This is a genomic window from Caulobacter sp. (genome assembly GCF_039596335.1).
Classification (GTDB): domain Bacteria; phylum Pseudomonadota; class Alphaproteobacteria; order Caulobacterales; family Caulobacteraceae; genus Caulobacter.
In genome coordinates this window covers 86,739-100,626 of sequence record NZ_JBCNJZ010000014.1, presented here as the reverse complement: position 1 = coordinate 100,626, position 13,888 = coordinate 86,739, and the positions used below count along the sequence as shown (strand labels likewise).

Sequence of the window (13,888 nt, the reverse complement as noted above, 5' to 3'; positions counted from 1 at the left end):
CGCGGGGTGGAGCAGCCCGGTAGCTCGTCAGGCTCATAACCTGAAGGTCACAGGTTCAAATCCTGTCCCCGCACCCAAGGGTACTTTCTACCGAACAAGCCGCCGCAAGGCGGCTTTTCGCGTTTCAGCCTCCGACAATTTGAATTGCGTCGCCCAGATCCACCGCCTACCCAAGTCGCAGAACAGAACTTTGGGGGATTTGGGATGCCGCGTTTGCACCTGGCCTTGCTGCTGACCGGGACCATGCTGTCCGCCGCGCCGGCCTTGGCCGCGACCCCGACTGACGCCGCGGTCGACGCCCTGTTGAAGACCCTGCCGGTCGCCGAGGCCGCGCCGGCCGCGATCGCCGCGCGCTGTGACGCCGTGCTGGCGGTCAGCACCATGGCCAAGGCCGAGCTGGAGGCCCGCACCGGTCCCGCATCGATCGCCGGTGATTTCGCGGCCTTCGACACCCTCTCCCTGGGGCTGGGCGACGGCTACAACGAGCTCTACCTGGTCTCGCAGACCAGCCCGGACAAGGCCGTGCGCGACGCCGCCGAGGCCTGTATTCCCAAGCTGTCGGATCTCAGCACCGCCATCTCGCTGTCGCGGCCGATCTATGATCGCCTGGCGGCCATCCCGACCGCCGGCCTGGACGCCAAGACCGACTTCACGCTGAAGAAGACGCTGACCAACTACAGGCTGGCCGGCGTCGACAAGGATGCGGCCACGCGGACCAAGGTCGCAGCGCTGCAGAAAGAGATCACCGAGATCGGCCTGAAGTTCGCGGGCAACATTCGCGACGACAAGGGCGACATCAAGCTGGCGCCCGCCGATCTGGTCGGGGCCCCGCAGGACTTCATCGACAGCCACAAGCCGGCGGCCGACGGCTTCGTGCACCTAACCTACGACTACCCGGATGTCTTCCCGGTGCTGGAGTTCGGCAGCCGTCGCGAGACGCGCAAGCAGGTGATGACCGCCTTCCTCAATCGCGGCTGGCCGGCCAATGAGGCGGTGCTGAAGTCGCTGCTGGAGAAGCGCTACGCCCTGGCCCAGGCCTTGGGCTATGCCGACTACGCGACCCTGATCACCGCCGACAAGATGATTGGCGACCCGCAGCGCGCCGCCACGTTCCTGGACGACGTCAACCTGGCCGCCAAGCCCGGCGCCGACGCCGACCTGGCCGAGCTGCTGGCCTTCGCCAAGACCGTCGATCCGTCGATCAGCCAGCTGGAAAGCTACGACAGCCGCTACATGAGCAACCTTCTGCGCAAGCAGAAGTACAGCGTCGACGCGGCCGAGGTCCGTCAGTACTTCACCTATGACAAGGCCCGCCAAGGGATCTTCGGCCTAGTCTCGGATCTGTTCGGCGCCCAGTTCAAGCCCTGGAACACGCCCGTCTGGGACAAGAGCGTTTCGGCCTGGGAGCTGTACGACAAGAGCGGGACCCTGATCGGCCGCTTCTATCTCGACATGCATCCGCGCGACGGCAAGTACAACCACGCCGCCCAGTTCCCGATCCGCACCGGCGTGGCCGGACGCCAGGTCCCGGTCGGGGCGCTGATCTGCAACTTCCCGGCCTCGGGTCCGATGGATCATGGCGACGTCGAGACCTTCCTTCACGAGTTCGGCCATCTGATCCACGCCCTGTATTCTGGCCACACGACCTATGGCGCCCAGTCGATGGGCAGCCTGCAGTGGGACTTCATCGAGGCTCCTTCGCAGATGCTGGAAGAGTGGACCTGGGACTACGACACGCTGAAGACCTTCGCGTCCAACCCGCAGGGCCAGGCCATTCCCAAGGCCCTGGTGGAGAAGATGAACGCGGGCCGCCGGTTCGGCGAGCCGGGGCGCTGGAAGCGCCAGCTGGCCTATGCGGCGGTCTCGTTGAACTACTACAACCGCAAGCCCGACTTCGACCTGCACACGATGTTCGACACCCAGGTGCGGCGCTATTCGCAGCTGCCGCCGATGGAGGGGACGCACGACTACGCCAGCTTCGGCCATCTCGATGGCTATTCGGCGATCTACTATACCTATGTCTGGTCCAAGGCGATCGCGCTGGACCTGTTCACCCAGTTCCGCAAGGACGGCATGCGCAACCCCGAAGTCGCGGCCCGCTATCGCAAGCTGGTGCTGGAGCCGGGCGGCTCGCAGGACGCCAATGTGCTGATCCAGAATTTCCTGGGCCGGCCGTTGAGCCTGGATGCGTTCAAGACTGAGCTGCAGAAGAAGTAGTTCGAAGTATCCTCACCAGAAGGGTTTGGCGTCCAGCAGGTCGGCCAGGGCCTTGCGGGCGTCGTGCAGCAGCGCCTCGTCGCTGTTCCGCAGCGCCACCCGCGCGGCGTCCTGCGCCATGCGAGCGTCGCCGTGGGCCACGGTCTGGATCAGCTGCTCGCGCACATGGCGGTCGTTCAGCGCGCCCAGCACGTCCTGCACGGTCTTCACCGCCTCGATGAACCGGGCGCTGCGCTTGGGATGGTCCGGAAACAGCGGCGCAAGATCCTCGGCGGCGTAGCGCAGGGTCTTGCCCTTCAGCCGCAGGCGATGGCGGCCGTGAGCGTCCAGATCGTCGAAGGCCTTGGCGCGCTTCTTCACCTGCGTGCGGCGATGGTCCAGCTCCCCGGCGGCGAAGGCGTCGGCCGGGCTGGCGCGCAGCTTGGCCAAGGCCGGATCAGCGGTCCAGGCGCCGGCCTCCAGCCAGGCGGCGGCCTCCAGCAGTACGCCGCGCGTCCGCGGGCTTTCCAGCGCCGCCTCCATGCGCAGATAGGCGTTGGCGCGGGCGGCCTGCAAGGCGCGCTCGAAATCGTCTCGGCCGGCGAAGCTGGCCCCGGTTGCGGCCTGACTCCAGACCTCGCCGGCGAAGACGTCGAGATCGCGGGCGGCGTCGAACTCGCCGGCCAGCCAGTGCAGCTCCTCGTCCAGCGCGCGGGCGGCCTCGTCGCCGGCCAGGGCCTTGAAGGTCTTCAGCAGGCTGCGCAGCCGGCGGACGGCGACCCGGGCTTGGTGCACGCCGTCGGGCTCGGGCCGCTCACGCACAGCCTCGAGCGCGGCGCACAGATGGATCAGCCCAGCCTGGCCCAGAGCCTGCAGCGCCTCGCCAACGCTGGCCTTGGGGCTGATCGGCGAAGGCTGCCTGTGGGGCGCCGCCCCCTCGTCGCCGGCGGCCAGGCCGTAGCCGCGCTCGGCCTTGCTGATCAGCGAAAGCCGTAAGGGCGAACGGCGGGCCAGCTGGCGGGCCAGGTCGAACAGGGCGGCGGGCTGGCCGGCCTTCAGCTCCAGTTCCAACTCGCAGACCGCCGAGTGCCGGCTGCCGGCCTGCAGCTCGCCGCGATCCAGGGCCGCCTCGATCGTCGCCTCGCCGACCTGGACCAGCCGCACGATGCGCTCGACGCGGGCGGTGAAGACCGGGGCCAGGTCCTGGCCGTCCAGCACCGCCGCGGCCGGCGTGCGGGCCAGGGCGTCGCGGTCCGGACCGGGGCCGGCGACCAGCGTCTCCCATTCGCCGCGCGCGAAGACGCCGCCGGCCGAGGCCGATTTCAGGGTCTGTTTCCGACCGCCCTCGCCGTCGCGCACCCGCAGGCCAAAGCCGGCCTTGCGCAGGGCGTGGTCGGGGGTGTCGAAATAGGTCGCGTCCAGCTGACGGGCGGCTTCCTCGCCCTTCAACTGGGCCAGGATCAGCGCCGCCGCTTCCGGCGGAATGAGGAATTTCAGCTCGATCTCGCGATCCATGACCTGACCAAATCCCATGTTCCGCTATCGTTACGTCAGCGTTTTGCAGCCTCGTTGACGTCTTGCCAAGCGTGATGCCGCGGTCCTAGAACCGCCGCCATGACCAAGATCAACGCCGCTGAGCCCCGCTACGACTGGACCCTGACCGAGGTCGAGGCCCTGTTCGACCTGCCCTTCATGGAGCTGGTCTACCAGGCGGCGAACGTCCACCGCGCCCATTTCGATCCCTCCGAAGTGCAGCTGTCGCAGCTGTTGTCGGTCAAGACCGGCGGCTGCGCCGAGAACTGCGGCTATTGCAGCCAGAGCGCCCACTTCAAGACCGGCCTGAAGGCCGAGAAGCTGATGGACGCCGACGTCGTCATCGCCAAGGCCAAGGCCGCGCGCGACGGCGGCGCCCAGCGCTTCTGCATGGGCGCGGCCTGGCGCGAGCTGAAGGACCGCGACCTGCCCAAGCTGGCCGCCATGATCGGCGGCGTGAAGGCTCTCGGCATGGAGACCTGCGCCACCCTGGGCATGCTGACCGCCGAACAGGCCCAACAGCTGAAGGACGCCGGCCTCGACTATTACAACCACAACCTCGACACCGGCCCGGAATATTACGGCCAGGTGGTGACGACCCGCACCTACCAGGAGCGCCTCGACACCCTGGCCTATGTCCGCGACGCGGGCATGAGCACCTGCTGCGGCGGCATCGTCGGCATGGGCGAGACCCGCCGCGACCGCGCCGGCCTGCTGTGGCAGCTGGCCACCCTGCCGTCGCACCCCGACAGCCTGCCGATCAACGGCCTGGTGCCGGTCAGCGGTACGCCGCTGGGCGACAAGATCCTGGGCGAGGGCAAGGAAATCGACTCGATCGAGTTCGTCCGCACCATCGCCGTCGCCCGCCTGGTCTGCCCGAAATCGATGGTCCGCCTGTCGGCCGGCCGCGAGGGCATGAGCCGCGACCTGCAGGCCCTGTGCTTCCTGGCCGGCGCCAACTCGATCTTCGTCGGCGGCAAGCTGCTGACCACGCCGCTGCCGGACATGGACGAGGACAGCAAGCTGTTCCAGGACCTGGATCTGAAGCCGATGGGCGGCAAGGCGCCCGTCGAGGCGAAGATGGACGCCAAGGCCGAGGATTTCATCGCCGCGGAGTAGGGCTGGGCGACGAGATCTTCTCCCGGGTCAGCAGGTCCTGCCGTTGCGCCTGCAGCTCGCGCCGGGTCTCGGTCGCGGTCGCCAGCAGGTCGGCGGCGATCTCCGGTGGATACTGATGAGCGACCTGGCGGAAGTCGTGTTCGGCCTCGTCCATGAACAGGATCAGCTTGTCGTACATCGCCAGCATGATGTGATCGCCGATCTTGGCGCGCCGCTTGCGAAGGCGGCCCTTGCCGAACATGCGCTCATGACGCGCGTGGATGAGGGGCTTGGGCATGGGGTTGGCTCCTTTGCGTTTCAGAAAGCCCCCTCCACAGCCGTTCGGCGGTCCCTCTCCCCCAAGAGGGGGAGGATAGAGAAAGCCCCGCGCGGGAGGCCCTTTCCTCTCCGCCCCGTTTGGGGGCGGACAGACTTCGCGAAGCGAAGTCAGGTGGGGGCTGGTCATGAGTCCGCCGCTTCACGCGGCCATCCGCTGAAGTTGGGTAGGGAGGCGACGGAGCGGCCGGGCGAACCCGGAGACCGTGAGGTTTGTTGTGTTTCGGCTCGCTTACCGCTCCGCCAGGCTGTTCTTGTCCGTGAGGGCGGGGGGCGTGAACCTTGTCGGTTCGGGACCCCAAGAACCCCCGGACGGGCGCGGACCAAGTCGATCGGCTACATCCGTCTCGACCCCGACGATCCACGATAGGCGGCTTGTACGATCACCGCCCTGTCGCTCCGCTGTCGGCTTTGGTCCCGGACAACGGGCCACCCGTACGCGCTCCTGAAGAGTAAGCGGCACGACCTGACCCAGCCTTCCGGGAGCCGCCAGCGGCCCCGCTCAACCTGTCCCCGCCGCCGCTTTGGGCCGGATCCAAGCGCCCTCCCCTTGCGACGGGGACAAGATGATTGTGGGGCGAGTTTGAGCGCGGATTATTCGCGGGCGCGTAAAATCGACAAGCGATTGATTTTGCTGGGTTCGACTTCGGCAACGCCGAGCGTTCAGCGCCCTGAACGCCCTCCCCCAGGGAGAGGGGGGCTCCGCGAACCGGTGGGAGGATGAGGGGGCACGATGTCGGACGGTGCGCCGGCCCTCCGGCAAACACCTCAACTCCTCACCCCAACCCTCTCCCTATGGGAGGGGGAGCGATTTCCGTTCCCGACCCATAGCGGACATTCTGAAGGTCCGCTCTACCGGCCCGCACCAGCGCATTGCAGCAGCGCTCCATTAGGGGGCGGGAAACATCCGTCGCCTAGCGTGGCTGGATGGCGCCTCCTAAGTACCTGACGCTGATCATTGCCTTGGTTCTTGGGGCCTATGGCGGATGTTCCCTGGGCCCTAAGGAGCAGGAGTCTGCGCCTTTCAAGGCGCGTTATGCCGACTTTTCCCTCGACGTGCCCAAGCGCGCAGACCTGGACCAGGCCCAAAAGGTTGGCCGAGGAGTGAGCATCAGGATTTGCGACCGTCACACCTATCAAGCCGGACAGCTGCCCCTATGCGAGGGTCTTACCGCACCAGTCGTCAACGCGTCCGGGCTGCAGACCTTCATCACCGAGCCGCGGCACGGTACGCGGTTCGAACTTTTGAGAGAGCGCCCGCGGGGAGTCCGGGATCCAGCATCCGAACCCATGGTGACGATACCAGATGCGCGGATAGACCGGTCCTTGGACAGCGGCGGCGAAGCTTACGAACTTTCGAGGATACGCGTCCTGAACCCTGACGCGCCCCTAACTACAACGACGCAAGGTTGGCCCCTCGCGCGGTGCGCTAATCACCCGCGCGGAAGTCGCTACTGCACGATCGGCTTCCTGATCAGGGGGGCATTCGTAGAAGCCCACGTCTTCGCCGAACTGGGAGAGCCTTTGGATCAGAAGCAAATCTGGGATGTGGCGTCGGCCGTTGACGCCAAGCTCAGAGCTCTTTCCGCAGGCAGCCATTAGTTCCGCCACCCACCCCTCGCGGTAGTTCGGAACGTCTGCTCTCGGATGCCCCACACCCCTAAATCGCGTCCGCTTTCGGGAGGCGGGCTTATTTCCGTTCCCGACCCGTCTAGGACGCTACAGCCCCTCGCTCATAGAGAGAGGGAGGGGCCCGCGCCGCAGGCGTGGGAGGGTGAGAGGTTACAACCTTTCCGGACCAGGCGGGGGCAAGGCGGCGGATACAGGCCTTGGGATAGCCAAGACAGGCGGGACCTTTTGCGCAACCCAAGTGGAGAGGCCGAGGATTGATCGGTGAGCGGTGTAACCTCTCACCCTCCCACCGCTTTCGCGGCGGGCCTCTCCCTCTCTCTATGAGAGAGGGATTTCGAAAGGCCGCTAACCACCCTACACGGTAGTTCGCAATGTCCGCTTTCCGGCGCCTCAAGCAGGGCGGTCCAGGCGTCGGTCGCCCCCAGGCAAATTTGGCGAAGGCCTGCGCCCCTATCGTTCTTCGTCGAACCGGTTCTCGACCAGCTCGCACAGGGCTTCCAGCGCCGCGTCGGCCTCGGGGCCCTCAGCGGCGATGTCGATGGTCGAGCCGATGCCGGCGGCCAGCATCATCAGGCCCATGATCGAACGGGCGTCCACCGACGAGCCGTCACGGCTGACGGTGACCTCGGCGTCGAAACCCGACGCCATCTTCACGAACTTGGCCGAGGCCCGCGCGTGCAGTCCGCGCTCGTTGACGATCTCGACCGTTCTTGACGCCATGCCCTACTTTTCCCCCGCGAGCACATAAGAGGCCACGGAGATGTACTTGCGTCCAGCCTCCTGGGCGTGGGCGACGCAGGCTTGCAGCGGTTCGCGCTGGCGCACGCTGGCCAGCTTGATCAGCATGGGCAGGTTCAGGCCGGCGATGACTTCGGCCTTGGTCTGCTCCATGACCGAGATGGCCAGGTTGCTGGGCGTGCCGCCGAACATGTCGGTCAGCAGGATGACGCCGTCCTGGTCCTCGTCGACCGCGGCGCAGGCCTTCAAGATGTCGGAACGGCGGCGTTCCATGTCGTCTTCCGGGCCAATGCAGATCGCCGCGACGGCGGCCTGCGGCCCGACCACATGCTCCATGGCGGAGACGAACTCTTCCGCCAAACGCCCGTGCGTCACGATCACGAGCCCGATCATGCCTGATGTCTCAAACGGGATCCCCTATCCCACAACGGCCGGGAGAGCGCCGCGCGGGCGGCCTTGATACGCCCGTTAGGGTGCGACTCCAAGAGACTGCATCATGGCGCCGATTTTCAAGGGGGCGGCGGGTTCTCGCGGCCACAGGTCGAAAACAGGAACGGAAACGCCCGTTATCACGGTGAAACGCGGGTCAGGCAGCCGCTCGACCGCTTCGGGCGTCTCCACACAGCGAATGACCAGGGCGATCTCGCACAGCGGCAGAGCGGGATGGCGGGCGACGCCCAGGCCGCGAATCTCGATCAGGCCGGCCAGGGTCTCGTGCGGCTTGCCATAGAGCTTGCCGCCGGAGGGGAAGGCGACCACGCGGTCGTCGGCGACCAGCCGGAAGCCCGCATCCAGCGCGCGCAGGGCCAGATCGCTCTTGCCGATCCCTGAGGGCCCCTCGATCAGGGCGCCGCGCCAGACGCCGTCCACGCGCCGGGCGATCAGGCCGCCATGACGGATTTCACTCACGCCCGGGCGTCCGGCAGGTCGACGACGAATCGGGCGCCGATCACCGCGCCGGCGGCGTCCTGGCGGTTCTCGGCGTGAATGACCCCGCCGTGGGCCTCGACGATCTGGCGGGCGATCGACAGGCCAAGGCCCGAATTGCCGCCGAACGCCCGACCCTTGGGGCGCGAGGTGTAGAAGCGCTCAAAGATGGTCTCGAGATTGTCGGGCGGCACGCCGGGGCCGTCGTCCTCGACCAGGGTGACCAGGCGGTCGCGGTGGCGGGTCAGGCTGACGCGGACCTCGCCGTCGGCCGGGCTGAACGAGCGGGCGTTGTCGATCAGGTTGCGGAACACCTGGCCGATCGGCGTCTCGCGGGCCAGCACCGTGTGGGCGTGGGCCGGGTCGGCGATCTGGATCGAGACGCGCACGCTGCCAGGCGCGTCGCCGGGGCGCAGCTGGGCCTCGTACAGGCTGACGATCTCGGTCAGCAGCCGCTGCAGGTCCAGCAGCTTGGGATGCTCGCGCGACAGTTCCGCATCCAGGCGCGAGGCGTTGGAGATGTCGGTGACCAGGCGGTCCAGGCGGTTGACGTCGTTCTGCAGGATGGCCAGCAGCCGGGCGCGGGCGGCCGGGTCGGTGACCAGGTCCAGGGTCTCGATGGCCGAACGGATCGAGGTCAGCGGGTTCTTGATCTCGTGGGCCACGTCGGCGGCGAAGCGCTCGATGGCGTCCATGCGCTCGGACAGCGAATGGGTCATGTCGGCCAGCGAGCGCGACAGGTCGCCCAGCTCGTCGCTGCGCCGTTCCAGGTCGGGCAGCGAGATGGCGCGCGCGCCCTGCAGGCGCACATGGTCGGCGGCCCGGGCCAGGCGCAGCACCGGCACGGCGACCAGGCGGTGCAGCAGCACGCTGGACAGTACGATGGCGATCATGGCCACGATGATGAAGGGCAGCAGGGCCTTGCGCTCGGCCGAGATGATCTCGTCGACGTCGCCGGCCTCCAGGGTCAGCACGCCCAGCACGGCGCGGACGTGCTGGATCGGGATCGAGACCGACACCACCTTCTCGCCGTCCTCGGCGATGCGGGTGCCGGCGACCGGGCGACCGTTCATGGCGCGGGCGATCTCGTCGGCCAGGGCCTTGCGGGCGCGCTCGGCCTGGGCCTGCTCGCGCGGGGTCTTCCGGGTCCCGTCGTCGGTCTGGCCGGGCTTGCGGGCCGGCGGCAGCACCTTCCAGTCGACGCGGTCGGCGACCACGAACGAGTCGGCCAGCACCTTGCCCTGGGCGTCGAACAGCCGCGCGCGTTGCGAGCGCGGAATGAACAGCACCTGCAGGATGGCGCTGGCGGTGTAGGGGTCCAGCTGCGGCTCGGGCTCGCCCACCGTCGCCGACTGGTCGATGACGTTGGCGATCAGCTCGCCCTGGGTCGTGAGGCTGTCGATCCGCGCATTGATCAGGCCGCTGCGCAGCTCGTTCAGCACCAGCGCGCCGATCACCAGGATCAGCAGCGCCAGCACGTTGAGCGTGATGATCAGCCGCCCCAGCCGCGACCCGCGCGGCCAGGTGAAGCGACGCCGACGCGGCTCTTCAGCGCCCGGAGGCATCGTTTCAGGCTTCGCGGTAACGGTAGCCAACGCCGTACAGGGTCTCGATGGAGTCGAACTCGGGATCGACCTGGCGGAACTTCTTGCGCATGCGCTTGATGTGGCTGTCGATCGTGCGGTCGTCGACATAGACCTGATCGTCGTAGGCGGCGTCCATCAGGTTGTCGCGGCTCTTCACGAAGCCGGGGCGCTGGGCCAGGGCCTGCAGCAGCAGGAACTCGGTCACGGTCAGGCGCACGGGGCGGCCGTTCCACAGGCTGTCGTGGCGGGCCGGGTCGAGCGTGAGCTTGCCGCGCTTCATCACCTTAGAGCCGGCGGCGCCGGCCGGGTCGGCCACGGCCAGGTCGTCTTCCGGACGGGCGCGGCGCAGCACGGCCTTCACCCGCTCCAGCAGCAGGCGCTGGCTGAACGGCTTGTGCATGTAGTCGTCGGCGCCGAGGTTGAAGCCGAGGATCTCGTCGATCTCGTCGTCCTTTGACGTCAGCATGATCACCGGGATCTCGGACGTCTGGCGCAGACGGCGCAGCACTTCCATGCCGTCCATGCGGGGCATCTTGACGTCCAGGATCACCAGTTCCGGCGGGCTGGCCTCGACGGCCTCCAGACCGGCGACGCCGTCGTAATAGGCCTTCACCGTGTGGCCGTGGCTTTCCAGGGCCAGCGAGACCGAGGCGACGATGTTCTCGTCGTCGTCAATGAGCGTGATGGCGGCCATCTATGCTTTCTTGTCCTTGGTCCTAAACGTCCGCTCGATCCTAACGACCGAGGCTCGCAGCTTCAACGCGTGGCGCGGCAAAGCTTTCCCTTCCGCTTGTCTTTGGCCTTTGCGGCCCCAGCAAGGCGCGATTGCGGCTCATCCGCCCAAGCCCAAGCTTCTTCAACCTCACCTTAAGAGATGAAACCCATAGTCGGGATGACCCTGGAGCCGCCCGTCACATGAGCCAAGTCCACTACGAGCTGTTCGTGCGCCGGAAAGTCGGCGCGCAATGGACGCTCGAGATCGCGACCGAGAACCGCGCCCAGGCGCTGCAGACGGCCGAGGACGTGCTGGAGCAGGGCCGCGCCGTCGCCGTGCGCGTCAGCAAGGAAACCCTCGACGCCGGCACCGGCGAGTACAAGTCGATCGCCATCTTCACCAAGGGCATGGTCGACGGCGGCAAGCCCAAGAAGGAAGTCGAGGACCGCGATCCGCTGTGCGTGCAGCCCGCCGACCTCTACACCGCCCACGCCCGTGACCGCATCGGCCGCCTGCTGGAAGGCTGGCTGGTCCGTCACAAAGCCACCCCGTTCGAACTGCTGCACCGTCCCGACCTGGTCGAGAAGCTGGAAGCGTCCGGCACCGACCTGCAGCATGCCCTGCAAAAGATCGCCATTCCGGAAGCCGAGGCGCGCGGCCAGACCGTGCACGAGGTCATCCGCCACTTCCAGGGCCTGGTCGAGCGCGCCATCGGCAACCTCAGCAAGGCCTTCAAGAAGGGGACCCTGCCGGACCTCGACAAGGAAGGCTTCGCGAAAGCCGCCGAGCGCCTGGTCGCCGATCCCGATCGCGCCTTCCTGCTGGGGGCGGGTGTCGCCGCCTCGATCGCGCCCGGCAAGAACTGGTCCGAGAAGATCGCCCGCCTGCTGGACCTGGCCGACGCCGCGCCCAGCGAGCCGCGCGCCCGCGCCGCCGCCATGGCCGCCATCGAGCAGCCCCTGGCCGAGATCATCGGTTCGCGCGCCGGCATGGCCGACCTGCTGGACACCACCGGCGAAGACCTGGGCGTCACCCTGGCGGCCATGACCCGCCTGACCGGCGGCTCGGCCGTCGAGGCCCTGATCCGCATCGAGGCCAGCGTCCGCAACTGCATGCCCGAGCTGTCGGGCACCGCCAGACGCCTGTCGCAATGGCTGAGCGGCGAAGACTTCCCCAGCGTGCGCAAGGCCATCGCCGAGCGTGTGCTGACCGAGCTGAACGGCGTGCGTCGCCTCAAGCCGTCGGACGCCGAGGCCGAGATCGAGTTCCTGCGCGCCCTGGCCATGAGCCTGACGGCCGCCGCCGGCCGCATCCTGCAGGCCGAGGACATCCAGGCCGCCTTCACGACCCGCTCCAAGACCCTGCTGAACGGCGACTTCATCGACTCGCTGCTGGGCCGCGACCGCTCGGCCCATGACGAGATCAAGATCCTGATCCGCCTGGCCGAGAACGTCATGGGCGCGGTCAACAAGCGCAACGCCGCGCGCTGGCTGAACGCCAATATCAGCGCCATGCGCTTCGAGAAGGAAACCCGTCAGGGTCCGGAATCGCCGGTCGCCAAGCTCAACAATCTGGCGTCGCTGCAACGCTCCCTGACCCGTTCGGGCCTGGTGCGCGAAGACTTCGAGCCGCTGTGCGCCAAGCTGGGCGACGTCGGAGCCCTGGTCGAGGCCGACACGCGCCTGCTGACCATGCTGGTCCGCGCGCCCGCGCCGTTGCCGCACCGTCTGCAGCTGCTGGCCAAGCTGGCCATGGGCGAGGCGGGTCCTACCGGACCGGTCGCGGAGAAAGCCCGTGTCGAGGCCCTGAAACTGGCCCGCGATCCCAGCGCCCGCGAGGAGCTGGCCGGCTCGCCCCAGACCATGGACCTGCTCAAGACCCTGGTCAGCCAGGCGGCTTAGGGGCGGCTAAGTTCGTGGGTCCGCCCTCGCCCTTCGACAGGCTCAGGGTGAGGGGCTATTGCTGAGGCCGGGTAGAAAACCTCACCCTGAGCTTGTCGAAGGGCGAGGTCTGCGGCCCCTCGGCGTGAACCGCTTTAGCCCATCAACCAACGCGTCAGGTCGTGCGCGCTCAGATCCCGCGGCGCCAGGCGCGCGGCTTGTCCTGACCAGGCGTTGACGAAGTCGCGGCTTTCGCCGCCGTCCCGCAGCGGCACCAGCGCCCCGCCGGCGGTGGGGAAGGGCGGCACGCCTTCGCCCAGCGGACCTTGTTCCAGCATCAGACGATTGGCGACGCCGCGCGCCGGCCGGCCCGTGAACAGGTCGGTCAGCATGGTGTTGTCGTCGCGCGCCTCCTGCAGCGCTTCTCGGTGGGCGGCGGGGATCTGGGCCTCCGGCGTGAACAGATAGGCGGTGCCGACCTGGACGCCCGCCGCGCCCAGCGTCGCGGCGGCCGCTACGCCGCGCGGGTCGGCAATGCCGCCGGCGGCGATCACAGGAACTCTGACGGCGTCGACGATCTGTGGCAGCAGGGCGAACAGACCCGGCTGGGCGGCCATGTCCAGCTTGGCCTCCAGCTGCCCGCCATATCCCGGCAGGAAGGTCGCGCGGTGGCCGCCGGCCTCGGCGCCCATGGCGATGATCGCGTCGACGCCGTGGTCTTCCAGCCAGCACGCCTCGGCGACGGTGGTGGCCGAGGACAGGATCCTGGACCCGGCGGCGCGCACCCGCTCGACCAGCGCCGCATCGGGCAAGCCGAAGTGGAAGCTGACCACCTCGGGGCGGATCTCTTCCACGACCGCGCAGAAGGCCTCGTCGAACGGGGCGCGGCCGGCGTTCGGCGGCGTCTGCGTCGGATCCAGCCGCGCCTCGACATAGTAGGGCGCCAGCTTGGCGCGCCAGGCCAGGGCGGCGACAGGATTGGGCGTCGGCGTCTGGTGGCTGAAGAAGTTCAAGTTCACCGGCAGGCCAGGGGCGGCGGCGCGGAACGCGGCCACCGCCTCGCGAGCTTGGTCCGGCGTGTACTGGGCGCAGGGCAGGGAGCCCAGCCCGCCCGCCAGCGCCGCGCCGATGGCCATGTCCACCGTTGTCGCGCCGGCCATCGGGGCCTGGACGATCGGCAGGGTGATACCGAGCAGATCGGAAAGGCGGCCATTGAAGCGAGCGGGCATGGCGGTCTCCAGCGCGTC

11 protein-coding genes and 1 tRNA gene are annotated in these 13,888 nt (G+C 68.0%); 4 read left to right on the top strand and 8 right to left on the bottom strand.

Annotated features, from left to right (window positions below; all coding sequences use genetic code 11):
* Positions 1-77, top strand: a tRNA-Met gene (locus ABDW31_RS23695).
* A 127-nt stretch (positions 78-204) separates the two neighbouring features.
* Positions 205-2,217 carry a M3 family metallopeptidase gene (locus tag ABDW31_RS23690; protein WP_343699729.1) on the top strand — a complete coding sequence of 671 codons (2,013 nt, stop codon included), beginning with the start codon at positions 205-207 and terminating at the stop codon, positions 2,215-2,217.
* A 12-nt stretch (positions 2,218-2,229) separates the two neighbouring features.
* Here ABDW31_RS23690 and ABDW31_RS23685 read toward each other — a convergent pair whose 3' ends face one another.
* Positions 2,230-3,711 carry an inorganic triphosphatase gene (locus tag ABDW31_RS23685; protein ID WP_343699728.1) on the bottom strand — a complete coding sequence of 494 codons (1,482 nt, stop codon included), beginning with the start codon at positions 3,709-3,711 and terminating at the stop codon, positions 2,230-2,232.
* A gap of 99 nt (positions 3,712-3,810) precedes the next feature.
* Here ABDW31_RS23685 and bioB point away from each other — a divergent pair, with 99 nt between their 5' ends.
* On the top strand, positions 3,811-4,848 hold the full coding sequence (gene bioB / locus ABDW31_RS23680) for a biotin synthase BioB (protein WP_343699727.1): 1,038 nt from the start codon (positions 3,811-3,813) through the stop codon (positions 4,846-4,848).
* Here bioB and ABDW31_RS23675 read toward each other — a convergent pair.
* The 6 genes from ABDW31_RS23675 to ABDW31_RS23650 all read right to left on the bottom strand — a co-directional run bounded on the left by ABDW31_RS23675 (position 4,832) and on the right by ABDW31_RS23650 (position 10,740).
* Positions 4,832-5,125, bottom strand: coding sequence for a hypothetical protein (locus ABDW31_RS23675; protein WP_184714733.1), 294 nt, complete (start codon positions 5,123-5,125; stop codon positions 4,832-4,834). The two genes, bioB and ABDW31_RS23675, sit on opposite strands and share 17 nt — an antisense overlap.
* A gap of 2,120 nt (positions 5,126-7,245) precedes the next feature.
* On the bottom strand, positions 7,246-7,515 hold the full coding sequence (locus ABDW31_RS23670; protein WP_343699726.1) for an HPr family phosphocarrier protein: 270 nt from the start codon (positions 7,513-7,515) through the stop codon (positions 7,246-7,248).
* A gap of 3 nt (positions 7,516-7,518) precedes the next feature.
* On the bottom strand, positions 7,519-7,926 hold the full coding sequence (locus ABDW31_RS23665) for a PTS sugar transporter subunit IIA (RefSeq protein ID WP_184714727.1): 408 nt from the start codon (positions 7,924-7,926) through the stop codon (positions 7,519-7,521).
* A gap of 75 nt (positions 7,927-8,001) precedes the next feature.
* Positions 8,002-8,433, bottom strand: coding sequence for an HPr kinase/phosphorylase (locus ABDW31_RS23660; protein WP_343699731.1), 432 nt, complete (start codon positions 8,431-8,433; stop codon positions 8,002-8,004).
* Positions 8,434-8,438: 5 nt separating this feature from the next.
* Positions 8,439-10,055 carry an ATP-binding protein gene (locus ABDW31_RS23655; protein WP_343699725.1) on the bottom strand — a complete coding sequence of 539 codons (1,617 nt, stop codon included), beginning with the start codon at positions 10,053-10,055 and terminating at the stop codon, positions 8,439-8,441.
* The gene (locus ABDW31_RS23650) at positions 10,030-10,740 is read right to left on the bottom strand and encodes a response regulator transcription factor (RefSeq protein WP_343699724.1); all 711 of its coding nucleotides are present in this window, start codon (positions 10,738-10,740) and stop codon (positions 10,030-10,032) included. The genes ABDW31_RS23655 and ABDW31_RS23650 overlap by 26 nt, the downstream gene beginning before the upstream one ends.
* A gap of 221 nt (positions 10,741-10,961) precedes the next feature.
* Here ABDW31_RS23650 and ABDW31_RS23645 point away from each other — a divergent pair, with 221 nt between their 5' ends.
* Entirely contained in the window at positions 10,962-12,662 is a 1,701-nt protein-coding gene (locus ABDW31_RS23645; RefSeq protein WP_343699723.1) for a hypothetical protein, read from the top strand.
* Positions 12,663-12,796: 134 nt separating this feature from the next.
* On the opposite strand, the gene ABDW31_RS23640 is transcribed toward ABDW31_RS23645, so the two are convergent.
* Positions 12,797-13,870, bottom strand: coding sequence for a nitronate monooxygenase family protein (locus ABDW31_RS23640; protein ID WP_343699722.1), 1,074 nt, complete (start codon positions 13,868-13,870; stop codon positions 12,797-12,799).
* Positions 13,871-13,888: the final 18 nt, after the last annotated feature.

Coding starts and splice junctions, on each gene's coding strand:
- ABDW31_RS23645 (WP_343699723.1), top strand. CDS start 10,962: ATGAGCCAAGTCCACTACGAGCTGTTCGTGCGCCGGAAAGTCGGCGCG.
- bioB (WP_343699727.1), top strand. CDS start 3,811: ATGACCAAGATCAACGCCGCTGAGCCCCGCTACGACTGGACCCTGACC.
- ABDW31_RS23690 (WP_343699729.1), top strand. CDS start 205: ATGCCGCGTTTGCACCTGGCCTTGCTGCTGACCGGGACCATGCTGTCC.
- ABDW31_RS23665 (WP_184714727.1), bottom strand. CDS start 7,926: ATGATCGGGCTCGTGATCGTGACGCACGGGCGTTTGGCGGAAGAGTTC.
- ABDW31_RS23670 (WP_343699726.1), bottom strand. CDS start 7,515: ATGGCGTCAAGAACGGTCGAGATCGTCAACGAGCGCGGACTGCACGCG.
- ABDW31_RS23675 (WP_184714733.1), bottom strand. CDS start 5,125: ATGCCCAAGCCCCTCATCCACGCGCGTCATGAGCGCATGTTCGGCAAG.
- ABDW31_RS23685 (WP_343699728.1), bottom strand. CDS start 3,711: ATGGATCGCGAGATCGAGCTGAAATTCCTCATTCCGCCGGAAGCGGCG.
- ABDW31_RS23640 (WP_343699722.1), bottom strand. CDS start 13,870: ATGCCCGCTCGCTTCAATGGCCGCCTTTCCGATCTGCTCGGTATCACC.
- ABDW31_RS23650 (WP_343699724.1), bottom strand. CDS start 10,740: ATGGCCGCCATCACGCTCATTGACGACGACGAGAACATCGTCGCCTCG.